At 32.0% G+C, this 26364-nt stretch carries 29 protein-coding genes; 11 read left to right on the top strand and 18 right to left on the bottom strand.

Annotated elements, in window-relative coordinates; translation table 11 throughout:
- The first annotated feature begins 62 nt into the window (after window positions 1-62).
- Complete coding sequence (locus tag CD111_RS11880; RefSeq protein WP_095089391.1) at window positions 63-509, top strand: MarR family winged helix-turn-helix transcriptional regulator; 447 nt, start codon at window positions 63-65, stop codon at window positions 507-509.
- 81 nt (window positions 510-590) lie between these two features.
- On the opposite strand, the gene cydC is transcribed toward CD111_RS11880, so the two are convergent.
- A complete protein-coding gene (cydC, locus tag CD111_RS11875; protein ID WP_095089393.1) occupies window positions 591-2267 on the bottom strand; it encodes a thiol reductant ABC exporter subunit CydC in 1677 nt (558 codons plus the stop codon).
- The gene (locus tag CD111_RS11870; protein ID WP_095089395.1) at window positions 2264-3877 is read right to left on the bottom strand and encodes an ABC transporter ATP-binding protein/permease; all 1614 of its coding nucleotides are present in this window, start codon (window positions 3875-3877) and stop codon (window positions 2264-2266) included. Before CD111_RS11870 ends, cydC begins: the two co-directional genes overlap by 4 nt.
- 161 nt (window positions 3878-4038) lie before the next feature.
- Here CD111_RS11870 and CD111_RS11865 point away from each other — a divergent pair, with 161 nt between their 5' ends.
- From CD111_RS11865 to CD111_RS11855, 3 genes are all read left to right on the top strand, one after another.
- Window positions 4039-4884: an undecaprenyl-diphosphate phosphatase gene (locus tag CD111_RS11865; RefSeq protein ID WP_095089398.1), complete on the top strand. Its 846-nt coding sequence runs from the start codon at window positions 4039-4041 to the stop codon at window positions 4882-4884.
- A gap of 77 nt (window positions 4885-4961) precedes the next feature.
- Entirely contained in the window at window positions 4962-5819 is an 858-nt protein-coding gene (locus CD111_RS11860; RefSeq protein ID WP_229726465.1) for a hypothetical protein, read from the top strand.
- Window positions 5819-6271, top strand: coding sequence for a YaiI/YqxD family protein (locus CD111_RS11855; protein ID WP_095090174.1), 453 nt, complete (start codon window positions 5819-5821; stop codon window positions 6269-6271). The genes CD111_RS11860 and CD111_RS11855 overlap by 1 nt, the downstream gene beginning before the upstream one ends.
- 7 nt (window positions 6272-6278) lie before the next feature.
- Here CD111_RS11855 and CD111_RS11850 read toward each other — a convergent pair whose 3' ends face one another.
- On the bottom strand, window positions 6279-6530 hold the full coding sequence (locus CD111_RS11850) for a hypothetical protein (RefSeq protein WP_095089402.1): 252 nt from the start codon (window positions 6528-6530) through the stop codon (window positions 6279-6281).
- A 75-nt stretch (window positions 6531-6605) separates the two neighbouring features.
- Between CD111_RS11850 and CD111_RS11845 the strand changes: the two genes are divergently transcribed.
- The gene (locus tag CD111_RS11845; protein ID WP_095089406.1) at window positions 6606-7175 is read left to right on the top strand and encodes an LOG family protein; all 570 of its coding nucleotides are present in this window, start codon (window positions 6606-6608) and stop codon (window positions 7173-7175) included.
- Here CD111_RS11845 and CD111_RS11840 read toward each other — a convergent pair.
- From CD111_RS11840 to CD111_RS11795, 10 genes are all read right to left on the bottom strand, one after another.
- A complete protein-coding gene (locus tag CD111_RS11840; protein WP_095089410.1) occupies window positions 7150-7620 on the bottom strand; it encodes a 2-thiouracil desulfurase family protein in 471 nt (156 codons plus the stop codon). The genes CD111_RS11845 and CD111_RS11840 overlap by 26 nt on opposite strands.
- 12 nt (window positions 7621-7632) lie before the next feature.
- Complete coding sequence (locus CD111_RS11835; RefSeq protein ID WP_095089413.1) at window positions 7633-8172, bottom strand: GNAT family N-acetyltransferase; 540 nt, start codon at window positions 8170-8172, stop codon at window positions 7633-7635.
- A 68-nt stretch (window positions 8173-8240) separates the two neighbouring features.
- Entirely contained in the window at window positions 8241-8573 is a 333-nt protein-coding gene (locus CD111_RS11830) for a DUF779 domain-containing protein (RefSeq protein WP_095089416.1), read from the bottom strand.
- Entirely contained in the window at window positions 8574-10094 is a 1521-nt protein-coding gene (gene exaC, locus CD111_RS11825) for an acetaldehyde dehydrogenase ExaC (protein ID WP_095089418.1), read from the bottom strand.
- A gap of 143 nt (window positions 10095-10237) precedes the next feature.
- Window positions 10238-11812, bottom strand: a complete 1575-nt coding sequence (locus CD111_RS11820; protein WP_095089421.1) for a DNA-binding protein — start codon at window positions 11810-11812, stop codon at window positions 10238-10240.
- 84 nt (window positions 11813-11896) lie between these two features.
- The gene (locus tag CD111_RS11815) at window positions 11897-12190 is read right to left on the bottom strand and encodes a hypothetical protein (protein WP_095089424.1); all 294 of its coding nucleotides are present in this window, start codon (window positions 12188-12190) and stop codon (window positions 11897-11899) included.
- A gap of 67 nt (window positions 12191-12257) precedes the next feature.
- On the bottom strand, window positions 12258-13106 hold the full coding sequence (locus CD111_RS11810) for an SA0632 family lipoprotein (protein ID WP_095089426.1): 849 nt from the start codon (window positions 13104-13106) through the stop codon (window positions 12258-12260).
- A 71-nt stretch (window positions 13107-13177) separates the two neighbouring features.
- Window positions 13178-15220, bottom strand: coding sequence for a Na+/H+ antiporter (locus CD111_RS11805; protein WP_095089428.1), 2043 nt, complete (start codon window positions 15218-15220; stop codon window positions 13178-13180).
- A gap of 16 nt (window positions 15221-15236) precedes the next feature.
- Window positions 15237-15677: a GNAT family N-acetyltransferase gene (locus CD111_RS11800; protein WP_095089430.1), complete on the bottom strand. Its 441-nt coding sequence runs from the start codon at window positions 15675-15677 to the stop codon at window positions 15237-15239.
- A 12-nt stretch (window positions 15678-15689) separates the two neighbouring features.
- The gene (locus CD111_RS11795; protein WP_158245708.1) at window positions 15690-16451 is read right to left on the bottom strand and encodes a sulfite exporter TauE/SafE family protein; all 762 of its coding nucleotides are present in this window, start codon (window positions 16449-16451) and stop codon (window positions 15690-15692) included.
- Window positions 16452-16585: 134 nt separating this feature from the next.
- On the opposite strand from CD111_RS11795, the gene CD111_RS11790 reads away from it, so the two are divergent.
- A complete protein-coding gene (locus CD111_RS11790) occupies window positions 16586-17269 on the top strand; it encodes a DUF1129 family protein (protein WP_095089434.1) in 684 nt (227 codons plus the stop codon).
- Window positions 17270-17339: 70 nt separating this feature from the next.
- Here CD111_RS11790 and CD111_RS11785 read toward each other — a convergent pair whose 3' ends face one another.
- On the bottom strand, window positions 17340-17867 hold the full coding sequence (locus CD111_RS11785; RefSeq protein ID WP_095089436.1) for a GNAT family N-acetyltransferase: 528 nt from the start codon (window positions 17865-17867) through the stop codon (window positions 17340-17342).
- A gap of 142 nt (window positions 17868-18009) precedes the next feature.
- Between CD111_RS11785 and nfsA the strand changes: the two genes are divergently transcribed.
- Window positions 18010-18765 (top strand): oxygen-insensitive NADPH nitroreductase, encoded by a 756-nt coding sequence (gene nfsA, locus CD111_RS11780; RefSeq protein ID WP_095089438.1) that lies wholly within the window; start codon window positions 18010-18012, stop codon window positions 18763-18765.
- A gap of 92 nt (window positions 18766-18857) precedes the next feature.
- Here the strand turns inward: nfsA and CD111_RS11775 are convergent, their stop codons facing one another.
- Together CD111_RS11775 and CD111_RS11770 are read right to left on the bottom strand one after the other, a co-directional pair.
- Window positions 18858-19535, bottom strand: coding sequence for an ABC transporter ATP-binding protein (locus CD111_RS11775; protein WP_095089440.1), 678 nt, complete (start codon window positions 19533-19535; stop codon window positions 18858-18860).
- 2 nt (window positions 19536-19537) lie between these two features.
- A complete protein-coding gene (locus tag CD111_RS11770) occupies window positions 19538-20590 on the bottom strand; it encodes an ABC transporter permease (protein WP_095089442.1) in 1053 nt (350 codons plus the stop codon).
- Window positions 20591-20781: 191 nt separating this feature from the next.
- Here CD111_RS11770 and CD111_RS11765 point away from each other — a divergent pair, with 191 nt between their 5' ends.
- Both CD111_RS11765 and CD111_RS11760 read left to right on the top strand, forming a co-directional pair.
- Complete coding sequence (locus CD111_RS11765) at window positions 20782-21198, top strand: OsmC family protein (RefSeq protein ID WP_095089444.1); 417 nt, start codon at window positions 20782-20784, stop codon at window positions 21196-21198.
- Window positions 21199-21775: 577 nt separating this feature from the next.
- Entirely contained in the window at window positions 21776-22675 is a 900-nt protein-coding gene (locus CD111_RS11760; protein ID WP_095089446.1) for an ABC transporter substrate-binding protein, read from the top strand.
- An 89-nt stretch (window positions 22676-22764) separates the two neighbouring features.
- Here the strand turns inward: CD111_RS11760 and CD111_RS11755 are convergent, their stop codons facing one another.
- Window positions 22765-23091, bottom strand: a complete 327-nt coding sequence (locus CD111_RS11755) for a hypothetical protein (RefSeq protein WP_095089448.1) — start codon at window positions 23089-23091, stop codon at window positions 22765-22767.
- Between the two features lie 68 nt (window positions 23092-23159).
- The gene (locus tag CD111_RS11750; RefSeq protein WP_142380965.1) at window positions 23160-23777 is read right to left on the bottom strand and encodes a hypothetical protein; all 618 of its coding nucleotides are present in this window, start codon (window positions 23775-23777) and stop codon (window positions 23160-23162) included.
- A gap of 371 nt (window positions 23778-24148) precedes the next feature.
- On the opposite strand from CD111_RS11750, the gene CD111_RS11745 reads away from it, so the two are divergent.
- Together CD111_RS11745 and CD111_RS11740 are read left to right on the top strand one after the other, a co-directional pair.
- Window positions 24149-25090, top strand: a complete 942-nt coding sequence (locus CD111_RS11745) for an agmatinase family protein (protein ID WP_095089452.1) — start codon at window positions 24149-24151, stop codon at window positions 25088-25090.
- A 28-nt stretch (window positions 25091-25118) separates the two neighbouring features.
- A complete protein-coding gene (locus tag CD111_RS11740; RefSeq protein ID WP_095089454.1) occupies window positions 25119-26339 on the top strand; it encodes an Nramp family divalent metal transporter in 1221 nt (406 codons plus the stop codon).
- Window positions 26340-26364: the final 25 nt, after the last annotated feature.

The raw sequence follows: 26364 nt of genomic DNA, 5'->3' as shown, positions 1-26364 counted from the left end.
TAATAGACAATGAGTTCATACCATGTCAATCATATAAACATTCATCGTTTGGAGGTAAGCCAATGCTTGAAAACTTAAATATCCAAAATCAATTGTGCTTTAATTTATATAATGCACAACGTCAAGTCAATCGTTATTATTCTAATAAAATCTTTAAAGAATATAACATTACATATCCCCAATATTTGGTACTCACTATTTTATGGGAAGAATCACCAGTCAATGTAAAAAAACTTGTTACAGATTTAGCACTTGATACTGGTACGGTATCACCATTATTAAAAAGAATGGAAAACAGTCAATTAATTACACGACAAAGATCAGAATTAGACCAAAGAGAAGTGTTTGTTCAACTAACTGACAAAAGTATCCAAATGAAAAAATATTTACATCATTCACCGCAATTGATACAAGATGTGTCCAATTTAGACGACATTGAAATGAAACAATTGAATCAACTTTTAGAAAAAATGATTCATAATGTAGATAAAGTAAACTTAGAGAAATAATATACTTATACATATCCAAAACATAAGCCTAGGACTTTTTTGATTAGTCCTAGGCTTATATATTGGCTGTAGTTGTCTGAACTACTTTTCAAATTCTATTTCTTCATTGAATTTCATAACTTCGAACAAATAGCCTTCATGATTTATCAATTGTTGATAATCACCTTGTTCTAGAATAATACCTTCATTTATTACTATGATATGGTCAAACTGTTCAAGGTATTTCAGATTATGTGTCACAACAATAATCGTATCTTCTTTAGACAACAAATGATTCATAATGATTTGTTCATTTGTCTCGTCAAGTGACGCTGTAGGCTCATCAAGTAGCCATATGTTCGCACGTCTTAATAATAATCTCGCAATTGCTAATCGCTGTCTTTCTCCTCCTGAGATGTTACTTGCATTCTCAGTTAACAAATCATCTAATCCTAAATGTTCCAAATTCACTTCTTTTAGAACTGCTTTCATTTCATCATCATGTGCTGTTGCTAATAAGTTATCTCTAATTGACCCTTCAAAGAAGTGATTATGTTGCAACATTGTATTTATTTCATCGTAATAGTCACGCTTGTCTACTTGTGACAGTAGTTCATTATTATAAGTTAATGACCCTTCTGATGAATCATAAAGACCCATTAATAAATTAAGCAATGTCGTTTTCCCTGAACCGGATGGTCCAATAATTGCTATATGATCACCTTGGTTAATTTTAAATTGAATATTTTCTAAAGTGTTTCTTTCTTGGAAATCATATTTAAAAGTTAGTTTGTCAGCACTATATAATGCATCATTATAAATAATTTGTTCATTTGATTCGTCAAAGCTTTGATTGATGACTTCTTCAATTGTTTGTACACTTCTATTTGTATCTGCACGATAAAATGCAACATTAGTCATTGGAATGGCTTGTTCAAACAGCGTTATCGCCATCATTAATATACTTGCAAAGAAAACAGCATTTAACTTCCCATCTTGAATCTGCCATATACAAAGTAAAGTTATACACCAAATACTGATCATCGCACATATATTTAACATATAATCATATGTGCTCAAAAATTTCTGTTCTTTATATTTATTATTTTCGTAAATACGTTGTTTATGAAATACTTTGTCTTTGAAATGGTCATGCTGTTGAAATCTTATAAGCTCTGAACGTCCATTCTCAAAGTCAAAATACTCTGCTACATAATCTTCCTCGCTACGTTGTACTTGTTCAGCAAGTAAATTGGCACGCTTTGTAGAAAAGTAAGGAATGATAAGAATAGACATCAACATTGAAAGGGCAATTACTAAACCTATCATGACACTCCACATTGACATAACTATTATGGTCACAACAGTTGTAATCATAATGACAATCGGTGGATAATACACTCTTAGCAACATGTTTTGCAATCGTTCTATGTTGTTGACCATTTGAGTTAATAAGTCACTCGATCTATATTTCCGAAAAACATTAGGTACTATCGGTATTAAATGTTTAAACAACTCAATTCGCATATTTCGTAACATTGTGAATGTCGAACGATGAGAATATAGTCTTTCGAAATACCTTGTTATAGCTCTTACAAACCCAAATAATTTTATAGATACAATTAATATCATTAAAGCATAAAGTGGTGTTCCGAGTGCACTTTTAGAAATCATGTAACCACTTAATGCAAACATCCCTAATGCCGTTAACATGCCTAACACACCAATAATAATAGACAAATAAAAATCTTTATCAAACTTAATCGTTAATTTCTTCATTTATACGCACCACCTTGTAGTGGATTATCTATATGATTTATTCTTCCATCTCGTAATTCTATAAAGTGGTCAGCATATTTCAGTACTTCTTTACGATGTGCTATCGTGATAATTGTTTTATTATGAGCAAATTCGTTTATTGTATCTACGATTAATTGCTCTGTCTTTATATCTAAACCCGTTGTCGGTTCATCAAATACAACAACATCTGGATCCATTAACAGTAATCTTGCCAATTCTATCCTTCTCATTTCCCCACCTGAAATCATTTCGTAACCGTCACCAATCATCGTATGAATTCCTTGTGATAATTGTTCTACTTTCTCTTTCAATCCTACTTTATCTAGAATTTGATGAATAAAGTGTTCATCGTAATGTTGGAACATCGTTACATTTTCTTTCACAGAAGCACTAAAAATATAAGGTCTTTGGGATAAATAACCTATTTTTAATTCTTTTTTGTAAGAAACTGTTCCTTTATTGGGATTTAGTTCATTTAACATTATTTTTACTAACGTTGATTTACCAGCCCCACTAGGACCGATAATCGCTGTATGCTTATTTTCTTTAATGTTTAAATTGATTTGATCAAATGAAAAATCTTCTCTATTTGTATATTGAAACGACACATTGTCTAATTGAATGATATCTTCATTTGCCATTTTATGATTAATCTTAATTATTTTATTATGACTAGCGTCTTCTTTATGAATGTCTTCTATTATTTCTATATAACCTTCACTTTGCTTTCCAGTATGAAAAGCCTGCCCTAAGTCTTTAATTGCATTATAAAATTCAGGTGCTAATAATAATGAAATAACTGCAACTAAAAATGAAATATCATTAAAAACGATTAATCTTAAACCTACTTCTAAAGCGACAATACCTATGCCAAGCATAGAAATAAATTCAAGCATTAAACCTGATAAGAAAGCACTTCGCAAAATTTCCATCGTTAAATCTCTAAATGATGTACTCGATTGATAAATTTTCTCTTCTGTTTCTTCAGTTTTGTTAAATAACTTTAAAGATACAAGACCTTTTGTTAAATCGACAAATTCACTAGCAAATTGATTTAACGATTGCATTTGATCCTTCGCTTTATCGCGCGTTCTTAAACCAAATACAATATAGAACAGCGGAATAAAAGGTGCAGTAATCATCATAATCAGTGCAGATGGCCAATGTATGAAAAATAACGTTACAATGATAGCTATTGGTATGATGGTAGACTTAAATAATTGTGGTAAATAAGATTCATAGAATGAATGTATACCTTCAACCGCTTCAGTCAATATTGTAACTTTAGATTGTTTCGTATCTTTATTAATCAATTGTTCTCTGACATCTTGCTTTACCTTAAATGAAAGCTTCTGCCCAAATAACTGATTTAAATAGTTAAAACTTGCTCTTAATAAGAGTACAATTAATAATATCATTAACCATATTGTTAATTGCTGATACCCAGATTTAACAACGAGCATTTGGTTGATGATTTTACCTAAATAAATATTTTGAAATACGACAGTTAAACTGAGTAATAGTGAAGCTAGAAACATGCATATTTGTATCGATTTATAGCGATTACTATACTTTGTTAATTCTTTCACAATGTCACCACCTTTATCCATTATAACGTCTATAAATAAAAAATAAACTAAAATGTATTATAGTTTAATTACATATTATGATGTTAAATTTGGTACAATAATCTTAAAGTGATACGTATTTAAGTTCACAAACTTTTTTTCACAAACAGAGGAGCTAAAACATGTTTATAATCGAATTAATAAAAGCAATTATTTTAGGAATTGTAGAAGGATTAACCGAGTTTGCACCGGTATCTTCAACTGGTCACCAAATTTTAGTTGATGATATGTGGCTAAAATCAAAAGCATTCCTTGGTAGTGAATCTGCATTTACATTTAAAGTCGTTATCCAATTAGGTTCTATATTAGCTGCTGCTTGGATATTTAGAAGTAGATATATAGAGATGTTACACATTAAACAAAATGAACAGAAGCAACATCATTTGAAGTTATCTCATATTATTGTCGGTTTAGTACCAGCTGGTATTCTTGGATTATTATTTGATGATTTCATCGAAAAACACCTATTTAGTGTACCTACTGTCTTAATCGGTTTATTATTAGGTGCTATTTATATGATTGCAGCAGACAAATTCTCTAAAAATGTAACAAACCCTCATACTGTTGATGGTATGAATTATCCTAAAGCATTTGTAATCGGACTATCCCAAGCCATTGCATTATGGCCAGGATTTAGTAGATCAGGTTCAACCATTTCAACAGGTGTATTTCTTAAGTTAGATCATAAAGCAGCATCAGACTTCACTTTCATTATGGCTGTTCCAATCATGTTTGCTGCAAGTGCAAAAGCATTACTCGGTAACTTACAGTATATTACATTGAGTCAGATTCCATTTTATATCGTTGGATTTGTTGCTTCATTTATCTTTGGATTAATCTCAATTAAGATATTCCTGAAATTGATTAACCGTGTCAAATTAGTACCATTTGCTATTTATAGAATTATTCTTGTCATTATAATAGGAGTTTTGTATTTCGGATTTGGTATTGGACAAAACATAGGTTAAGACTGAATCATCTCGTTTGAATCAAACGTTAAAGGGTATTTAAATAACTATCGATCAAAACTACGGAGGAATTATATATGAATGATAAAATTAAACTAGTCGTAAACACATTACCTTTAGTTCTCGTACCACTTATTACAGAACGCAAGAAAATCAAAGATCACCCAGATGTTAAAAACGTTACAGAAACAACAGTTGATTTATCCCATAAAGTTAAAGATAAATCGATCAAAACAAAAGACAAACTCGTTGAAACTAAAGATAAAGTTGTTGAGAAATCTCAACCTGCAAAATCATTTATTATTCAGAAAAAACGTTTATATGAATACAATAAACAAATGAAACAACCATTTAAAGAAGAACGCAAAGAAAAAAAAGAACAACAAAAAGAAATTGAAAAGTTAGACAAAAAATTACAAAAAAGCATCGATAGTCGACATAAGGAAGAAGAAAAACTTCGTCAAGAAAACAAGAAAGACCGTTTAAATGAACTAGATTATCATTTAAAACAAGAAGAAAAACAGGCAAAACAAGAAGAAAAACTTGAGAAAAAAGGCGAAAAACTTCAAAAAGAAAACGAAAAAGATGTAAAAAAACTAGATAAAAAACTTCAAAAAAATATTGATGAACGTCAACAAGAGGAACATAAATTAGAAGAATTAAATAAAGCAGAGCGTATTGAAGAAATTAAAGAATATAATCATAATCAGCGTCATTCAAGTTCAAATCACGCACAACCATCATCACAATCTGGTTACATTAACATTCAAGAATTAGTAAACGAACGTGTAAGAAGTGACAAAAAACCAGAACCTGAGAATAAATTATTCAAACAACATCGAGAGTCTATGTCTGAAATAATAGCTCATTTTCCGTATGAAAAACACCGTAAAGAACATATGAAAAACAAGAAAAGTTATAGACGAACTAAATGATTAGGCGCATTATAATTGACGGAGATGCTTGCCCAGTGACGGATGATATTATTCGAATCACTGAAGGTACAGGCATCTTTGTTCTTATCATTAGAAGTGTGAATCATTTTTCCTTAAAAGAATACCCTGATCATGTTTCTACTACTTATGTTGATCACGGTGTAGATAGCGTGGACTTTAGAATTGTAAAACTTACAACGGCTGATGATATTGTCGTAACCCAAGACTATGGACTTGCTAGTCTAATTATTAATAAAGCTAAACACGTTGTCCATCATTTAGCATATGAATATACAAGTCAAAATATAGAACAATTACTAACACAAAGGCATATTTCAGCTCAAGTAAGGCAACAAGGTGGCAGAACAAAAGGTCCTAAAAAATTAACCTCAGAAGATCACGAAGCGTTCTCTATATTTTTCAAAAATTTAATTAATGAACAGTCGTCATAAAGACTGTTCATTCAAGAAGTTGTTCTTTAGCTTTATTTAAATTGACCCTGTCTTGTTCTTTCATTTGTTCAAGGTCTAATCTCATTTTTTCAGTTTCAATTAAGTAATTTTCATGTTTTAATTTTTCAAGTTCAAGTTCGTTTTGAACACGTTGTAATTTTACTTTTTCTAATTTCACTTTATTTCTTTGGTGATTTTTAATAAGACCAGCCATTACATTTATAAATACAATGAGCACGACCATAAGAAATATATTCATATAGATTCCCCCTTATAAATTTTATAACTTAAAATTTATATCTATTATACTACATATTTGAAAGGAGAAATATCTATGAAAAGAATCGCAGTATTTTGCGGTGCAAGCAATGGGAATGACCCAATATATACAGAACGTGCATATGAATTTGGTAAATATTTAGCAGAAAATCAATACGAATTAATTTATGGTGCTGGATCAACTGGTATGATGGGTGCAGTAGCAAACGGAGTTCTAGAACATAATGGTATTGCGATTGGTATCATGCCTAAATTTTTAGCAGAGCGTGAAATTGCACATGACAGTTTATCAGAATATCATGTTGTAGAAACGATGCATGAACGTAAACAAATGATGTCTGATATGGCAGATGCATTTATTATGTTGCCTGGCGGTGCAGGATCATTAGAAGAATTCTTCGAAATTTATACGTGGTCACAAATTGGTTTACATCACAAACCCATTGGTGCATTTAATATTCATCATTTCTTTGAACCGATGGAATCCATGATTAAACATCTCATTCACACTGGGTTTGTCAATGAGGATTATCGTCATCTTGCTGTAATTGAAGAAGATATTCCTAAATTATTTGCATCACTTAAAAAATCACAACCTGTTAAAATTCGTGATTATCAAAAGTAGTAGGAATCGACGTTTCATCATATACATCAATATTGTTTAATTTTAAGAGGGCTGTCGTTATACCGACACCTTCTTTTTTATTTCCTGTAAATGTTCCATCATAAATATCAGATAATCCACATGACGGACTGCCACTTTTCAATATTACTTTAGATGCATTTAAATGTTTCATTATAGATAACGTACGCTTGGCACCTTCTTTGAATTGGTCTGTTACATCATGACCTGAAATCGTCTTAACGTAAGCTTTATTCTGCCATACATCAAATCCATCCCCACCTTCTATTTCAGCTGGTTCTCTAGGTACTTGTAGACCTCCGAGAATTTCAGGACAAACGCTTACTGCTTTCTTATCATCAATTAATGATTTTAAATATAAATTCAATTTATGATCCCCATCATATCTGACTCTTTCTCCAACTAAACATGCGCTGATTACAATCATTTATTCATCTCCTCATAAATATTTATGATATAACACATGATCTGCAAGTTTCTCATCTTGAACGACGTTAGGATGTATGAAATTCCTAATATGATTCATTTCTAGCTTTTCCATGACTCTTCTTGAAGGCTTATTGATTTCAGCAGTAAAACTATATACCTCTTGTATACCTTGCGCTTTAGCATACTCTAACACTGCTTCAGCCGCTTCAGTCGCTAAACCATTTCCCCATACAGTCTTATCAATTCTCCAACCAATTTCATAAACAGATTTATCAGAAATATTTATTTCACTTGATTCAGGTATATAATTAAGACCAACCATACCTATAAAGCTTTTTGTAGCTTTTAATTCCACAGCAAATAAACCAATGCCATATTGGTCGATAATTTGTTGCATTTTTTTTATGGTATTTTCAGTAGCTTTGTAACTCAATAAATCTGGAAAGTATCTTCTAACTTCAGGATTTGCATTCATATTCTGATATAAAGCAATATCCTCGTCTTTCCAGTCTCTTAATATAAGTCTTTTTGTTTCAATATATGTACGCATTTATTTCACCCAACCTTATTGTGAATTAAAAAAGGATGTACTAATATTTTAGCACATCCTTCAATAAATTATGATCTTATAGAACTTCTAATATGAAATCTCTTTCCGGTCGGTCCTTCTATGCTGAACATTCCACCTCTACCATCAACAACATCTATCTCTAGATTTGTATGCTTCCAGTATTCATATTGCTTTTTGTTCATATAGAATGGTACACCTTCAATTTCACCAAGTTTTACATCTACATCTCCAATGATTAATGTACCTTCTACAAAAAGCATCGGCGAGCTACCATCACAACATCCACCTGATTGATGAAATATTAAATGTTCACCATGAATTTTTTTCATATCTTTTATGAGTGTTTTGGCTTTTTCAGTAGCAGTAACTTGTTCTTCCAATTAAAACAGTCCTGCTGGTTTATCATCATAACTTACGAGTAAGTTTTTAGTTTGTTGATAATGATCTAACATCATCTTGTGATTTTCGCGGCCAATACCACTCATTTTGTAACCACCAAACGCTGCATGTGCTGGGTAAGAATGATAGTTGTTTACCCATACTCGTCCAGCTTGTATACCTCTACCAAATCGATATGCTTTGTTTTGATTTCTAGTCCAAATACCTGCACCTAATCCATAAAGTGTATCATTTGCCATTGCTAACGCTTCTTCATCGTCTTTAAATGTTGTTAATGATAACACAGGTCCAAAGATTTCCTCTTGGAATATTCTCATGTCTTGAGTACCTTTGAAAATAGTTGGCTCAATGTAGAATCCATTTTCAAGTTCTCCAGATTCTTTACGTACATTACCACCTACTAATACTTCAGCACCCTCTTGTTTACCAATATCTAAGTAACTTTGAATTTTCTCAGATTGTTCTTGAGAAGTTTGTGCACCTAGCATCGTTTCTGGATCTAGTGGATTTCCTGTTTTAATCGCTTTTACGCGTGCTATACATTTCTCCATAAATTTCTCGTAAATATCTTCGTGTACTAACGCTCTTGAAGGACATGTACAAACTTCACCTTGGTTGAGTGCGAACATGACTAAACCTTCTACTGCTTTATCTAAGAAGTCATCATCTTCATCCATAATATCCTTGAAGAATATGTTAGGTGATTTACCACCTAATTCTAACGTAACTGGTATTAAGTTTTGACTTGCATTCTGCATAATAATTCGACCAGTAGTCGTTTCACCGGTAAATGCAACTTTATTTATATCTTCGTGCGTCGCAAGTGCTTGTCCAGCTTCTGCACCAAATCCATTTACTACATTTATTAATCCTTCAGGAAGTAAGTCTTCAATTAAAGACATTAAGTGTAAGATAGAAACTGGTGTTTGTTCTGCTGGTTTAAGCACAACTGCATTTCCCGTAACAATAGCAGGTGCTAACTTCCAAGTTGCCATTAATAATGGGAAATTCCAAGGAATAATTTGACCTACAACACCAATTGGCTCTTTGAAGTGGTACGCAACAGTATCATGATCAATTTGTGATATAGAACCTTCTTCAGCTCTTACAACACCTGCAAAATATCTAAAATGATCTACAACTAACGGTAAGTCTGCAGCTAAACATTCTCTAATCGGTTTACCATTATCAAACGTTTCGATTACAGCTAATTCTTCTAAATTTTCTTCAATTCTATCTGCAATATCTAATAATAATTTAGAATGTTCGGATGGGGATTTTTGTGCCCATTCAACTTGTGCTTTATGCGCTGCTTTTACCGCTTCATCTACATCTTCTTTAGTTGAACGAGGAATTTTAGTATAAACTTCTCCTGTCACAGGTGATCCATTATCGAAATATTCGCCATTTTTAGGATCAACCCATTTGCCCCCTATAAAGTTTTGGTATTTACCTTTAACTTTGTATTTCGCATTCTCTGCTGTTGGATATTCAAAAGCCATTTAAATCGCCCCCTATAAATTAATTACAGTTTCAGTTTAATCTATGAAAACGCTTTCTACAACTAAAATGCATGTTCCAATAAGTGAAATTGTTAATTAAAATTGATGAGCTAACGCTTATAAATATTTATACTCCATTTCAATTATTTTAATTTTAAAGTAGTAGAATCTATGACTTTGCCACCTGATAGTACTTCAACATTCACTTCATCGTCAGCCTCGTTTGCAATTTTTGTTTTGAAATACCAGTCAGTCATTCCGTTTTTAATTTTAGGGTTAACTGACTCTGAAACTCCTGGTCTTTGTCCGTTAAACATACCTACTTCTCTTCCATCTTTATTTTTGATGGATAATTGGAATTTTTGATTTACTAATTTACTTTCTTCTACATGAACAGTAATATCAAATTTTTCTTGTCGCTGTACTTCATCAGGCAATTCAAATGCTTTAGAAGTATCATCTGTTTGATGTTTTGTTGTCATGTTATTTGAATGTTGTTTTTCCGAATTAGTCTCTGAACTGATTTGACGCGCGTGTTGTGATTGACCGTAACTTCCTTTGGCATATGTTGATGCGTCATACCATTTATAGCCATGCTTTGGCGTTCCCCAAGGTTCAGCTTGCACTTCTGTGCTGTTTTCTGGCTCTTCAAAGCTCAATAATGGTGTTTTTTCGTCTAATTGAATGCCCATATTTGTTAAGTCTTGTTTCTTATCTTTTGTGTTTAACCACTCAACAATTTGCATTGTCATTTGTTTATTATCTTCTTCTTTAAATCCATCGTAAGTTTTCTTAGTTTCGCCATTGTCTTCACGTTTATATTTAGGTGACTTATCTTCGATCATCGATGAATCTCCTATAAAAGCTCCTTTACCATTTCCTGATTTGCTGATTGCAATATATGCGCCTTCATCTTTACCTCCGCCATTATATATACCTTGGTCTACAGCGTGACTCCATTTATCATCGCTTGATAATTTTGGTAAAAATGCAATGCCTTTTGCTTTATTAGGATCTGTAATCGCTATTGTTGAGCCTGCATGCATTGAAACGCCTTTGATACCTTTCGTTATACCAAAGCTGTTTTCCTCTGAAGCAAAATCATCAACTTTAATATTGCCTAGCGCATTATATCTAAAGCGCAATCCAAATACATCATTTAAGAAGTCACGCCCTTCGACATTTTTCATTTTGTCTGAAGAACTTTCTTCTGGAGTCATACCTTTTGTAGGGTTTTGATATGCGCCTCTTCTATATCCATTCATGACTTCTGAAGCATCGTAACGGTTAAAGTTTCTATCGGCATTATAATGATCACTAATCATTAAGACACTTCCACCTGACTTTACATATTGTTCTATAGCATCTTGTTCATTTGTTTTTAGTGGATTGTTTGCTTCAGGTATGACAACAAGGTCATATTTTTTCATTTTGTTATATTCAAGCGCTTGGTTATAACCTAGATCAGACACTTCATAATCTTCTTTCAACAATGCATCTGCAAAGTCAGAAAAACCACCATCGATTACCCAATCAGCACTACCTGCAGTTTGCCCATGTGCACTATCAAACAACACTTTACCTTTAATGTCTTTATCTTTAGGTGTAAGCACTAGCTTTCCGTCTTCACCTTTCTTTTCATCTGCACCATTAGAACACGCTACGAGTGTCAATGCCATTACTGCTAAGAATATATATTTAATAAATTTTGTATTCATGCTTTTCTCCTTATGTATAAAAATAGACAAACCTGAAAAAATCAAAAGATTTTACACAGGTTTGCCTTTATTTAAATTAAAAATTTAAGATCTTCTAACATATGTTAGTAACTTTACATTCACTGGTTCAGTATCATAATGACTAAACCCTCTAGGTACTTCTATTGTAGCATCTACAATATCGTTAACATCATTAAATCGATATACGACCTGGTTTATATTTGATTTACGATCAAAAATAACAGCTTCTGAAGGCCAACTTCTTACTTCACCGACTGTTGATTTTAATGTTCTGCCAGTTATATTTTCAATTTCTTTTCCTAATTCTAATAATGTTATGTTCTTTCCTTCAACTAAGACGAATTCTTTTTCGTGCACGGTAACATCCCTCATTTCAAATAATCATTAGTGATTTATTCCCTAATCTTCTTAAATATAAACGCGCTTAAATATCCAGTTTAAATGACTGCTCTTTTGTAGATGCATTATCAAAAGTAGGTGTCTTACTTACCCCACCATGAATATTAAACGTTGCTGTATTATCTTTAATCGCTTGATATACTTCTGTTGAAATTGGAATTGATTTTAAACTTTTCGTTTTTTCACCAGCTTGATATTCATCTGTATTTTCTTTAGATTTCTTCATATGTTGTTCATTATGAGAATCCGGAATAAATGATGCATAATCAGAACGTTGATATTTATCGCCATCTTTAATTGAAGCTGTATTATCATAATACAATTTACCATGCGTTGTATTTTCAGTAACCACTTCGTACATAACGACATATCCATCTTTCGCACCGTTAAATAACAGTACTTGACCTTCAGGCATGTTGCTTACTCGAAAAATTTGAAGATGATTAATATTCACTTTCATCCCACTATCTTCAAATTGAAAATGTTTGTTTTTCAAATCATTTACAAGCTTTACATCACCATTTGTTGACGCTCTGATTGTATTAGGAAAAAAATGTTTATCCTCTTCATCCTTTGAAGTATTTGAAACTTCCTTGTCTTTCGTTTTAGAATTTGTTTCATTATCATCCATCGTGGACTCTGAATCTGATTCTTTCATTTCTTGTTCTAATTTCTTTAACTTATCTTCTTTCTCTTTAATACTGTCTTTCAATTTTTCATTTTCTTTCTCTAATGACTTTTTGTCATTTTTGTATGTTTTAGAAGACTGTTCTAACGATTTTATTTCTTGTTCTAAATTTTTTTGTTCATTATCATTTCCACATGCAGATAACATGATTGATGAGCTCACCATTAGTATTAGTGCTTTTTTCATAGGTGCCGCCTCCTATATATATTCTTCAACATTTTACCACACTCGCGGTAAGCTATCTAATGATATTAACATTATAAACTATTACCGAGCACAATCATTTCGTCATAATTAACAGATTCTCTTAATTTTGTAGCAAGTGGTCTACTTATCTTGCCATCTTCAAGCAATTCATTTATCATTTCACGTTCAATTCTTAATGCATATATTTCCATTTCAGTATAAATTGCAGTATGATTTCCTTTAAAGTTATCCGGTGTTAACCTCTCTACTTTATTTAAATATGAATCACATACTAAACTGATTTCAAATTCGTTGTCTTTATTCATTTCTTTGGACAATCTTTTGACTACTTGATAATGCACTTCTCTCGTAATGTATCTCATCTCTTTCAAGTTGGACTCGATTGATAAAGAACTCGTTGCATTGATGTATGTTTTAATTTTTCTTCTACGTAAAAATAACTTCAATATTAGTATACTTTTAGCATATAAAGAAGCGTTCTTAAATGTCGTCGATCTTTCTGTAATTTGTCTGTAATTGTCAAAAGTACTTTGACTAATTTCACCTTTACTTATGAGTTTATCTATCGTTTCAAATTCAGTATTAATCGCGATTTTTCGAATGCGTTCTAACTCTTTAATATCTTCATCTTTTTCATTATTTTCTTTTAAAAATGATAATTGCATATGATAGCTTCTCGTTATTTTTCCGTGAACATAACTCGTTTCTTTACTATAGTACTCTTGTAGTTTTTCTAACGCACGCTCAATTAATAATATTTTAGCTTCTTTAAAAGTATAATGACTTTTATCTTTGAGTTTAGCTTTCGGTGTGATTAAAGGTAACGTAATTTGAGCTACTACTAAACTAATTAATATGACGCCAGTAGCAATAAATAACAAGTTATCTCGGTAAATAAAATCTTGATGTTGCGATAATTTGTAAGGCAACATTAACGCAATGGCCAGTGAAATCGTTCCATTCACACCACAAATCGTCATAATAAATGCATATTTAAAACGATTCGGTTTATCGACCTCTGTTTGCGGTTTTATATCTTGACCAGTAGTCAACATTCTTGAAAAACGACTTTCTGGTAAATAGAAATAACGATACGAAATAAGTACCCAAATATATCTGAATAAATAAACTAATAAAGACACGATAATCGTAATGAATATAACATGACCAATTTCTTGTTTTGACTCTTCTAATATATTATTAAGCACTTCTGGTATTAAAAATCCTAATAAAATAAATACAAAACCATTTAACAAATAGCTTAATAAGTCCCATGTATGGTTATATGTTACTTGTTCTTTAGTTGTTGCTTGCGCTATTCTATCTTTTTCTACACCATGAATTAACCCAGCAATGACTGCAGCAATAATCCCTGAAGAATGAAATGTCTCTGCAACTATATAAACTAAAAATGGTGTAATAACCTGTATAAACGTCAACATGTTTCCATTGTTAATACCGTTTCGAGTTAAATATACACGTAACTGAACAAGTCCATAACCTATAATAAGCCCAACAATTGCACCACCAACTGCAGTAATCATAAATTGACCGACAGAACCAGATAATGAGAATGAGCCACCAACTAACGCTGCTAAAGCTATTTTAAATGATAAGATACCAGCAGCATCGTTGAGTAACGATTCTCCTTGTAATATTGTCATTGCACCTTTTGGTAGAACTTTCCCTTTTGCTATAGCTTGCACCGCTACTGCATCAGTAGGAGAAACAATTGCACCAATTGCAAAACATGCTGCAAGTGGTAATTCAGGCCAGATCCAATGTAATATAAATCCAATTCCTAATACCGTTGTAAATACGAGTACGAGTGCCATTGACATCACTGGCTTTAAATATCTAGCCAAATGCACACGTGAAACGGTAATCCCTTCTAGGAATAGCAATGGTGCTATAATACCTACCATAAACACCTCAGATTCAAAATTTAATTCAACTGGAATAGGAGATAAGAATGTAACAAATCCTATCGCAATTTGAATAAAACTCAAAGGTACTTTTGGTATATAATGATAAATTATAGAACTCAATATAATCCCCATGATAAACCATAAAAACCCTTCAAATATGGCCATAAAACTCCTCTTTTCTTTATTTATTCAAACTTTTACGCATTATAATTTTTTCTATTTCATAGTCTCTTGATTCATTAATATGCATCATGTTTTTATTATGAACATCAACAGTTGTAACGATAGAACGTGCGCCTAATTGTTCAGCCCACTTCTCTAATGAATCCTTTAGACTTGTAGCAATACGTTGTCTTCTATATTTTTCTTCAACATATAAATTATAAATCTTAACTTCTTTATCTTTTATGTCGAATTTTCCCCAAATAAATGCTACACATTCATCTTGATCGAAAGCACCAATTAAGATACTTGTCTCGTATGCTAAGGAGCGTTTAATTGCTTCATACTCAAGTGAAATGATTAGTTTTTTGTTTTGGTTTTCGCTTTTGATTGATTTAGCTGCCATTTGGCTCACAGCATAAATTGTAGAATCATCTTGTATAAATCTTAAATCGTACATTTTTCACCTAACCTAATTATTGTCTATTAAAAGTTTAATTGCTAAAAAGAATATAATCACAAACATAATGATTTTTAATTGTTTTTCTGGTAGTGATACTGTTAATCTACCACCTATAAACCCGCCGATTCCAGATCCTAATGCTAAACTAATAGCAAATGGCCAATTAACATAACCTTGAAATATAAAAATAAAAGTTGATAATGATAAATAGATCGTAATAACTAAAGTTTTCATACATTGAACTTCCGCATAATTTAATTTAGGAAGTAATATATTTAATGCAAGAATAAATAGAAAGCCAACAGCCGCTTGAACGATGCCACCATAGATTCCTAAAGCGAGAAATACAATTACGAGAAGAATTTTCCTGAATGTTGTGATTTTTTCAGATTTATTATGTCCATCTTTCCATCTTGTTGGAATAATCATCACGATTAATACTAAAAGCATAATAACACCTAGCATGCGATTAAAAACTGCATCTGGTAAATTAATAGCATAATGCACGCCGATAAATGATCCAATAATTGCTGGAATACTTAAAATGATACTTAATTTAACATTACGCATACCTTTTATGTAAAATACATATAAACCTAATAAGTTTTGTACTAATATAGCAACTCTGTTCGATGCATTTGCTACAGTGGTAGGTAAGCCAAAGAAAATGAGTATAGGTAAAACAATTAACGAACCACCTGCTGATACAATATTAATTGTACCTGCAAAGATACCAACTAAAAATACAATAAATAATGTCAAAAATTCCAAGTCTACACCACCTGTCATTATTTATCATATCGAAAAATTATGCATCTGTAAAAAAGATGAACCTCAAATTAATAATGTTTTATAACAAATTTGTTGGTAAAATGAAATTAAAGAAAATAGAGAGGATAAGGCTAATGAAAAAATCAACACGCGACCTTATTATTGAGAATAATGTTAAACGGCTACGCTTAAACAGTCATGATAGAGAATTATACGAAAATTATTCGACGTATGTAAGAGCAAACTTAAGTATAAATGAATATGATTCTGAAAAAATGCTACTCGATATTCTCAATAATTTACTCGAAGCTGATAAAGAAGGTATGCATGCGATGGAATTTTTTAATCATAATCCGAAGCAGCATGCTGACAAGATGATTAATAATATGCCAAATCGTACATTTCAAAATATTTTTAAATTTATTAGTCTTCACATACTCATATTGTTAGGTGTATTCTCATTTATAAAAGGATTTGTCGGTTTCTTCACCCAAGTTGAATATACTTATTTATATACAATTTTAATTACGATTTTGACTGGGTTTTCAATGATTTTCTTCTTTATTTGGATATTGTTTAAAGTAGTACAAATTAGAATATACAGCGAATCCAATTGGGTTACGCTTATCACGAATATCCTTATATCAGGATCATTTATTTTAACTATTATTGCATTTTATTTACCTGCATATTACTTACAAATTGGTCCGAAAATTTATACATCCAATTGGCTTTTCATTATCATTTCATTTATCCTCACACCACTTGGTCTTTATATAGATCATAAGCGAAAAATAAATCAACCAGAAACAAGATAACGATAAAGCACACCATCACTTAGCATAATTCAACTAAGTAATAGTGTGCTTTATTATGTTTAATGCTCGTTTAATATCGATCATTTACAATAGCGTACAAATAGTGGTCTTTCCATACACCATTAACACGAACATTGGAACGGTTTAATCCTTCTCTCGTCATACCGGCTTTCTCTAATACACGTATTGAAGCTTTATTTACAGGTTGAACGCCCGCTTCTACTCTATGGAAACCGAGTTCTTCGAATGCAATATTTATGAGTTTTTGGGCTGCTTGTGTCGCATATCCTTTTCCACCATAAGCTTCATCGAGTGCATACCCCATCATACAACTTTGCATGTTATGTCTAACAACTGCAAATAAATTTATAGTACCAATAATTTTATGTGATTTCCCCTCAATAATCACATAATGATAGCCATCATCATTCTTCATTTCTTCTAAATATTTTTCTATATTTTTTCTGTAATTATACAATTGATAATCTGAATCTTTCTTATTTGCGCCTGAATACATTTCAAAACGAGTTCGATTTCTAATATCCATATCTAATATCTCTTCAGCATCTTCAAACTTAACTTGTCTAATTTCAATCATGACTTTCCCCCTATAGTTACATGTTATTGATTAGTATACACAATATTTATTTTATAATCTGTTTTAATGCAACATGAATGTACTTGAGTTATTTTTTTGTTACTATATTAAATATCATTTAATCAAAAAGGAGCTTCCATAAATGAAACAATCAGTATATGATTTAACGCAACAACATCGATCTATTCGAAATTTTAAAGATGAGCCACTTTCAGATGAGGTAGTTAAACAACTAGTTGAAGCAGGTCAAATGGCTTCTACTTCTAGTTATATTCAAGCATATTCTATCATTGGTGTACGTGATCCGGAAATTAAGAAAGCACTTAAAGAAGTTTCTGGCCAACAGTACGTTGTAGACAATGGTTACTTATTTGTTTATGTTATCGATTATTATCGTCATAGTCTAATTAACGAAAAAGAAAACGGAAATATGAATACAAGCTTTGAATCTGCAGAAGGCCTTCTTGTAGGTGCGATTGATGTCGCTTTAGCTGCAGAGAACGTTGCTTTAACTGCTGAAGATATGGGATATGGCGTTGTATTTTTAGGATCATTGAGAAATGATGTCGCAAAAGTTAGCGAAATACTGGACTTACCTGAACACGTCTTTCCATTGTTCGGAATGGCTGTTGGTATTCCAAGTGATAATGATCAAGGATCACCTAAACAAAGATTACCATTTGAACATGTCTTCCATGAAAATAAATACAACGCTGATAAAGTTGCTCAATTAGAACAAATCGAACGTTATGATAAAGATATTCAAAATTATTATGAACAAAGAACGAATGGTCAACGTTCAGAAACATGGTCTGAGCAAATTGTTAACATGATGAGCCAAAAGACAAGACCTGATATATTAGAAAGACTTAACCAAAAAGGCTTCATTAAGAAATAATTTTAAAAACAAAAAATGGGAGCAGACATGAAATCGAATTTTGTTAATAAGATTTCATAGTCTTGCTCCCATTTTTTGAGTTATTCATTTAATTAAGAAACTTTTTCTTCAATTTTACCGTCACTTAATTTGATTACTTTATCCGCATATTCAAACACTCTCTCATCATGTGTAATCATGATACCAATTGAGTTATTTTCTTTAACATTATCTTTAATCATTTTAACTACATCTATAGCACGTTTTGAATCTAAACTTGCTGTTGGTTCGTCTGCCAAAATTAATTTAGGCTCGTTCATCCAAGCTCTCATAATAGCAACACGTTGTTTTTCCCCACCAGACAATGAGTTCGGAAATGATTTTAATCTATGTGATAATCCGATTTCCGTTAATAATTTTGTTGCACGTTCTTTTGCATCTTTCTTATCCATACCAGCCATTTGACCAACATATGTTAATTGATCTGTGACGTTTAAATAAGGTATCAAATGTGATGATTGGAATATGAATCCAATTTGGTTTAAACGCATTTCAGTTAAATCTTTATCTGATAACTGATCATAATCTAAACCATCTAATGATATATCACCAGAACTTTTGCCTAGAAGTCCACCTATAATGGATAATAATGTTGATTTACCTGAACCTGATGCACCATTTAATACAATCAACTCACCTTTTTGTGCTGTGAATGTAATATCATTCAACACTTGTGTTTTTGCTTCTTTTTCTCCGAATGATTTTGTTACATGTTCAATGACTAATCCCATAATTATTCTCCTCCTATAGCTTCTAGTGGTTCAATTTTCATAACTTTTATAAGTGATAATACTGCTCCGACTAATGATACGACTATAAATACTGCTACCATTAGCATCATCAAGTTAACATTTAAATAAAATGGCATTGTTACTGGCATAAATCCGTTTAATATTAATACAACACCAATTGCAATTGCTACACCGATTAATGTAATGATTAAAATTTGGAACATCAGTGATGATACTAAGCTTTTATTTTTAGTACCAATTGCTTTTAAAATACCGAATTGACTTGTTTTTTGTATTGTCATGACATAGAAGAATGCCGTGATTACAATTGCTGATATTACGAATAGAAAGACAATCATTAAGTTTAATGGTTGTTGTTCTGCATTATAACTTGGAATCGCTTCTAACATATCTGATTGTGAAACAATTTTGACACCGTCTAAGTCATTAATTTTTGATTTGTCACTTTTACTTAAACTATCATAACCAATTACTGAAATGTGATTACCTTTTAAATCTTTCATTCCATCTTTATTGACATATGCCATTGAAGTATGTGAAAACATAATGTCATCTGCAAATCCTACTACTTTAAATTTTTGATCTTCGTCTGCAATTTTTATCTTGTCACCAATTGAAATGCCTTCAGCTTGTAATTTATTGTTTAGTAAAACTTCGTCACCGTTTTTAGGTAAGTGACCTTTTGAAGGTTTTGGTTGAATATTGTTTGTAAGTTGTGTAAACATCATATCTGCTTTACCACTATCAGTTTCAACTTTTTGGTTCGCTGTTTTGATCGTATCGCCTTTAACGATATCTTGTACTGCTTTTTCTTGTTTATTCGTAATGTCAGATTGACTTAAACTATTATCTGCATCACTCGCTATCACATATTCACTTTTGTTCCAATCTTCTATACCTGAAACATTTTCCTTTGCTAATCCTTGTGCTAAACCAGAAATAAATAATACTAAAAATGCTAGTAAAAATAATATCAACGTTACGAGTAGATATTTAAATTTGTAATAAGTAAGTTCTTTTAATGCTAATTTCATTTTTATCCGTCCCTTTCTCTTAATGTATACTCATATAATAACCACCCTATGTGAACTGAATATGAACAAATGAAATATTATTAAAAATATTTCAAACAACTTCTACAGTGAGGACTATGACTAATCATTATATTAGTTTCATGAACATGAACTTGGTACAATTAAGAAAATTAATATGAGGAGGTAATGCCATGATTAAATCCGTTTGGCAAGGTAAGAAGACTTTTAAAGCACAATCAAAATTCGGTCACGATATCATTTCAGATGCACCAACTGAATCAGGTGGTGACGATAATGGAGCATCTCCAGTCGAATTGATGCTTAGTGGATTAGCTGGTTGTACCGGAATAGATGTTACAAACATCATGAAAGAAAGATTAAACGATACTACTAAATTCGAAATTACTGTAGATGACGAAAGAGAAGATAATACATCCCGTTCAGTAAAATACGTTAATTTGATTTTTGATATTGAAGGAGAGGTAGATTTAAAAAAATTAAAACGAGCTATCAAGCTTAGTGTCGACAAATATTGTACAGTCGCACATTCTCTCAAAGCTACTATAGAACCGAAACTCATATATAACGGTAACGAGGAAGAATTATAAAGTCATTAGGCAATAAAGATCAAAGATGAATCAGATTTACGAAATGCGGTCCACATAAATCATTATGTGGTCCGAAAACTCGAAATGCGGTCCAGATAAATCGTTATGTGGTCCGAAAATCTGAAATGCGGTCCACATAAATCGTTATATGGTCTGAAAACTTGAAATGCGGTCCACATAAATCATTATGTGGTCCTAAAACTTGAAATGCGGTCCAGATAAATTGTTATGTGGTCCGAAAATACGAAATGCGGGCCAGATAAATCGTTATGTGGTCCGAAAACTTGAAATGCGGTCGACATAAATCGTTATGTGGTCCGAAAACTCGATATGCGGTCCACATAACTGCTGACGCTCCAAAATATTAAAAGATGAAATTCACTTTTTATTGTGAGTTTCATCTTTTTCTTTGAGTTTCTGATTCTTTAAGACTCGGGCTGTTATCTCATTCATTTTTAGACACACCATTTATTCAAACACTACCGCTACACATAATAAACAAATGTAACTAATTAATGTTAATATTTATAAAATTCATGGTATAATTGAAACCAATTATCAATTAGGAGAGATAAAAATGACTAAAAAATTATTATTATTTATAGCTACTTTATTATTAATATTAGCTGGATGTAACAACAGTAATGAATCCTCTTCAAAGCATACACATAAATATAAAACGGATGAAGGTAAAACGATAGACGTACCAGATAAACCTAAACGTGTTGTTGTCTTAACAACAAATCAAGGTAACTTCCAAAAGCTTGGCGTTAATCCTGTAGGTGTCGATGCAGATTTTGAAAAATCAAAATTTGTTGATGATAAAGGTGCAAAACGCGTTGGATCAGAAGATGTAGAGGCCGTAACAAAATTAAAGCCGGATTTAATCATTACATATAATGCAAATCCAAAAATTAAAAAGTACGAAAAAATAGCACCTACTGTTCCATTTAATCATAGTAAACGAAATTTTAAAGATGTCCATATAGAAATTGGGAAACTTTTAAATAAAGAAGATAAAGCAAAAGAACAAATTAAGTCATTAGAAAGTTACATGACTAAAGAAAGTAAAAAAGTAAAAGAAAAAATTGGTGAAAATAGTACAATTTCTATAATGGAGGTTGGCCCGAAAGAACTAACATTAATTGGTGATAACTTTGGCCGTGGATCAGAAGTTATTTATCAAGGGTTCGGATTCAAACACCCAGAAACTGCTAAGAAAGACATCCCTAAAGAAGGTTGGTTACCAACATCATTTGAGAACTTTAACAAGTATGCTGGGGATTATTTATTAATACCAACAGAAGATGGTAAGAAACCTAAATCATCTTTAATTGATGGTAGCATTTGGAAGAATACAACTGCTGTCAAAGAAGGTCATGTTTATTACTATCCTAAAAACTTATTTATGTATTCAGATCCAAATTCTATTGAAAAACAAACGAAATATTTCACAAAAATGCTTACTAAATCATAACCATTTGTAAACTAAAATAGCCCTTAAATTTAGTCATGAAATCATAACTAAATTTAAGGGCTGTTTATTATTAAACTTATTTAATTAATCTATTGTACACGTTCGTTAACATATTCTTTGAAAGATTCGATATCTCCATCTTCAATATCTACCATCGCAACTTTACCTTGAGGAAATTCTATGAATAGTATTCCTTTGTCTTCAATGGTTACTTGTTTAATATCTTCATAACTGAATACTCTTTTATAAGGTTCGCCATTCATATCTACACTCATAATTACACGTTCATTCGTTGTAATATAAGCACCTTTGAATTGTGATTGTTCGCCTACTTTATAAATAATTGTACCTAATACACTCGGACCAACTTTTTCTGTAGGATATAGTTCGTTTTCATCAATTTCATTTAATTTCATAACTCTAACCTCCATTTACTGTTATTTCTATTGTACCGAATATCAGAAGCATTAAACAAATATTTTGTTTAATGTAGGTCTATATAAGCTGCTCTAATTTTCTTGCCTTCTTCATCGAAAGATTCTACATAACCATCTTCCCTTACATTATATGAACCAAGCAACTTTCCATCTTTATTCTCGTAAGAAAATCCATACGTGTCACCCGTTTTCTTAGGTTCTTTCCATGTTGTATTATCGGTATCGACTTTATCAACACCTTCGAATGCTTCGACTGCATCAAATACATTATGTCTCGTTATAAATGTGTTTTGATGCTCACTTGAATTTACAAATTCAAAATCATCTGGATATTGCATAATATATTGAATCTCATCATCATCTTTATTACCACTCGTATACACAGCAATTTGATATCCATTATTCGGTGTATTGTTATAGGTTACAAACGAATGGCCTTGCCCTGTTCGTAAATCCTGAGCTGGTTCACCGTGAAAGTTGATAAATTCACGATATGTCACTTTATCACTTGGCACAATACTATACTGTTCGATTGGATTATCACTACCTAAATAGTACATAACCATAAAATTACCATATACATGCCCTTCTCTACCTAAGAAATTTCTCACATCTTCTTCTTTTCCAAACTTAGCTTCAACTTCTTTTCTATTCATAGTTTTCATCAAATTCTTATATCCCGATACATGATTTGCATTCATATATTGTTCTGAAAAATCTTGGGACAATATATCTATTCTAGGATTATTTCTTTTGGTTTCATTGCTTTTATTACTTTTTTTCTTTATGATTAGCATGCTTCTTTTCAGGAGGATCTCCTATTGATATAGTGCAGCCTGCTAGCGTTATACTAGCTATGACTATTGCGATGAGTTTCAACTTCATGTTTAAAATTCCCCCTAAACATTTCATTTCGATTTATGTAAATTTATTCTTTTATTATTCCCTATAAAAATAATAATATTCAGAAATATTTGATAACGTCTGTTTACTTTTATATAATGAGCATTAACTATTGGAGAGGAGTATTTTTACTATGACTGAACGAATCTATGGCAATACGCCTTGCTTTTTAGGTGCTAAAAATTTATCAAAAACAAACGAGTATGATACCGATGTCCTTGTTTATGGTGTCCCATTTGAAGGCCCTTGTACTTGGGGAGACTATACAGGATGTGAGTTAGGACCAAAACAAATTAGATTATCCTCAGCACGTTATAGTGGATACCTTCCAGAATTAGATCATATTGATGTATTTGAACACTTAACATTAGGAGATGTTGGGGATGTTTCTACAGTACCACATAATGTAGATGAAACTGTTCAAAATATCGAAAATTTTGCTCAATCTTTATGGCATACAAATAAATTCTTAGTTGGACTAGGTGGAGATCACGGTATTACATATCCAATTTTGAAAGGATTAACGAATACAGGTAAACGTGTTGGCATCATTCATTTAGATGCCCACTATGATAATATGCCTCACTACGAAAATGAACAATTCGCGCGAAACACACCTTTTATGAGGCTATACGAAACAGAAGGTATTCGAAATGAAAGTTTAATCCATACCGGTATTCATGGCCCAAGAAACCAGCCTGAAACGGGCAAATATGCACAAGAAAATGGCGCCGTTACGATAACGATTAATGACATAAGAGAATGTAACGATTTGAAAGCATTCGCAAAAGATATTTATCAACAGGCGAGTAAAGAAGTTGACGTTGTATATTTAACAATTTGTAGTGACGTCTTGGACTTTGCATTTAATCCAGGTGGCCCGGTTGACGGTAATGGTTTAACAAGTTACGAATTACTCACAATGATTCATGAATTTGGTAAATTAGGCCTTATTGGAATGGACTTTGTAGAAGTTTATCCGATGCAAGATGCTAATCAAAACTCATCTCACTTTGTATCAACAGCCGTGTTATACGTATTAGCAGGTCATATTCAATACTTAAATAAAGGGTAATGTGTGACATACAAAGGGGATGTTTCAAATGGAAGACAATAAAAAACGCACGTTTAGTATATTTGGTCCAGGTATGATTATCACCGCTTCATTTATAGGTCCGGGTACTGTTACAACGATGACACAAGGGGGAGCCGGATTCGGCTATAGTTTACTATGGGCGGTGATTTTCTCAATTATAGCAACAATGGCTTTACAAGAAATGGTGGCACGCCTTGCACTTGTCACAAATGAAGGTTTAGGGGAGGCTATTCGAGATATATTTAATCATCATCTATTAAAAATTATAACTGTATGGTTTAGTATGATAGCTGTTGCCGTTGGGTGTGCCGCATATATTTCAGGCGATTTACTTGGTACATCATTAGGTGCAGCCTATTTAATTGGTGTACCTGAACATGCTATTGCACCCATCATTGGTATCATCATCTTATGTATCGGATTAATTGGGAGTTATGCACTTATCGAAAAAGTGATGACTGTTCTCGTACTTGTTATGGGTGTTATCTTTATTACTACGGTGATCATCATTCAGCCAGATTTCACAGCCGTTTTAAAGGGTGCATTTATTCCTAGTATTCCAGATGGCTCTATCTTAACAATTATTGCACTAATCGGTACGACAGTTGTGCCGTATAACTTCTTCATTCATGCAAATTCTATTCATGAACGCTTTAATGGACCTGAAGATTTAAGAGCTGTCAGGTTTGATACAATATTAGCCATCGCATTAGGTGGTATCATATCTGCTGCAATTTTAATTACTGCAGGTACTTTGATTGAGGGGAAAGAAGTTTCCAGTCTTGTTGAACTTTCAGAACCGCTTAAACCTATTTTAGGTGATTTTGCACCATTATTTATGAGTATTGGACTATTTTCTGCTGGCTTATCTTCAGCTATCGCTTCGCCTATGGGAGCTGCGGCGACAATCAGTAGTTGTTTACGCTGGAAAGGTGGCGTGAAAAGCAAGAAGTACAGACTCGTATTTGCGATTGTTATATTTATAGGTATCATTACTTCTTCTTTAGGTTTTGAACCACTTGAAGTATTACTACTCGCACAAGCATTAAATGGTATTATCTTACCTATCATCGCAATTTTAATATTTGTTATTTTGAACAAGAAAAATATGATGGGCAAGTTTGCTAACAGTTTTGTACTTAATATTATAGCTATATTCGTTGTACTTGTCGTTTCTTTCCTTGGTATATATAGTTTAGTAGATGCTATTCAAGGTTTTATAAGTTAAAGATCATAAGTAAGATATGTTAAAA

Origin of the sequence: Mammaliicoccus stepanovicii, from assembly GCF_002902525.1 — a bacterium.
Classification (GTDB): domain Bacteria; phylum Bacillota; class Bacilli; order Staphylococcales; family Staphylococcaceae; genus Mammaliicoccus; species Mammaliicoccus stepanovicii.
The sequence above is the reverse complement of the archived record's forward strand: the minus strand, read 5'-3'. Positions and strand labels throughout refer to the sequence as shown.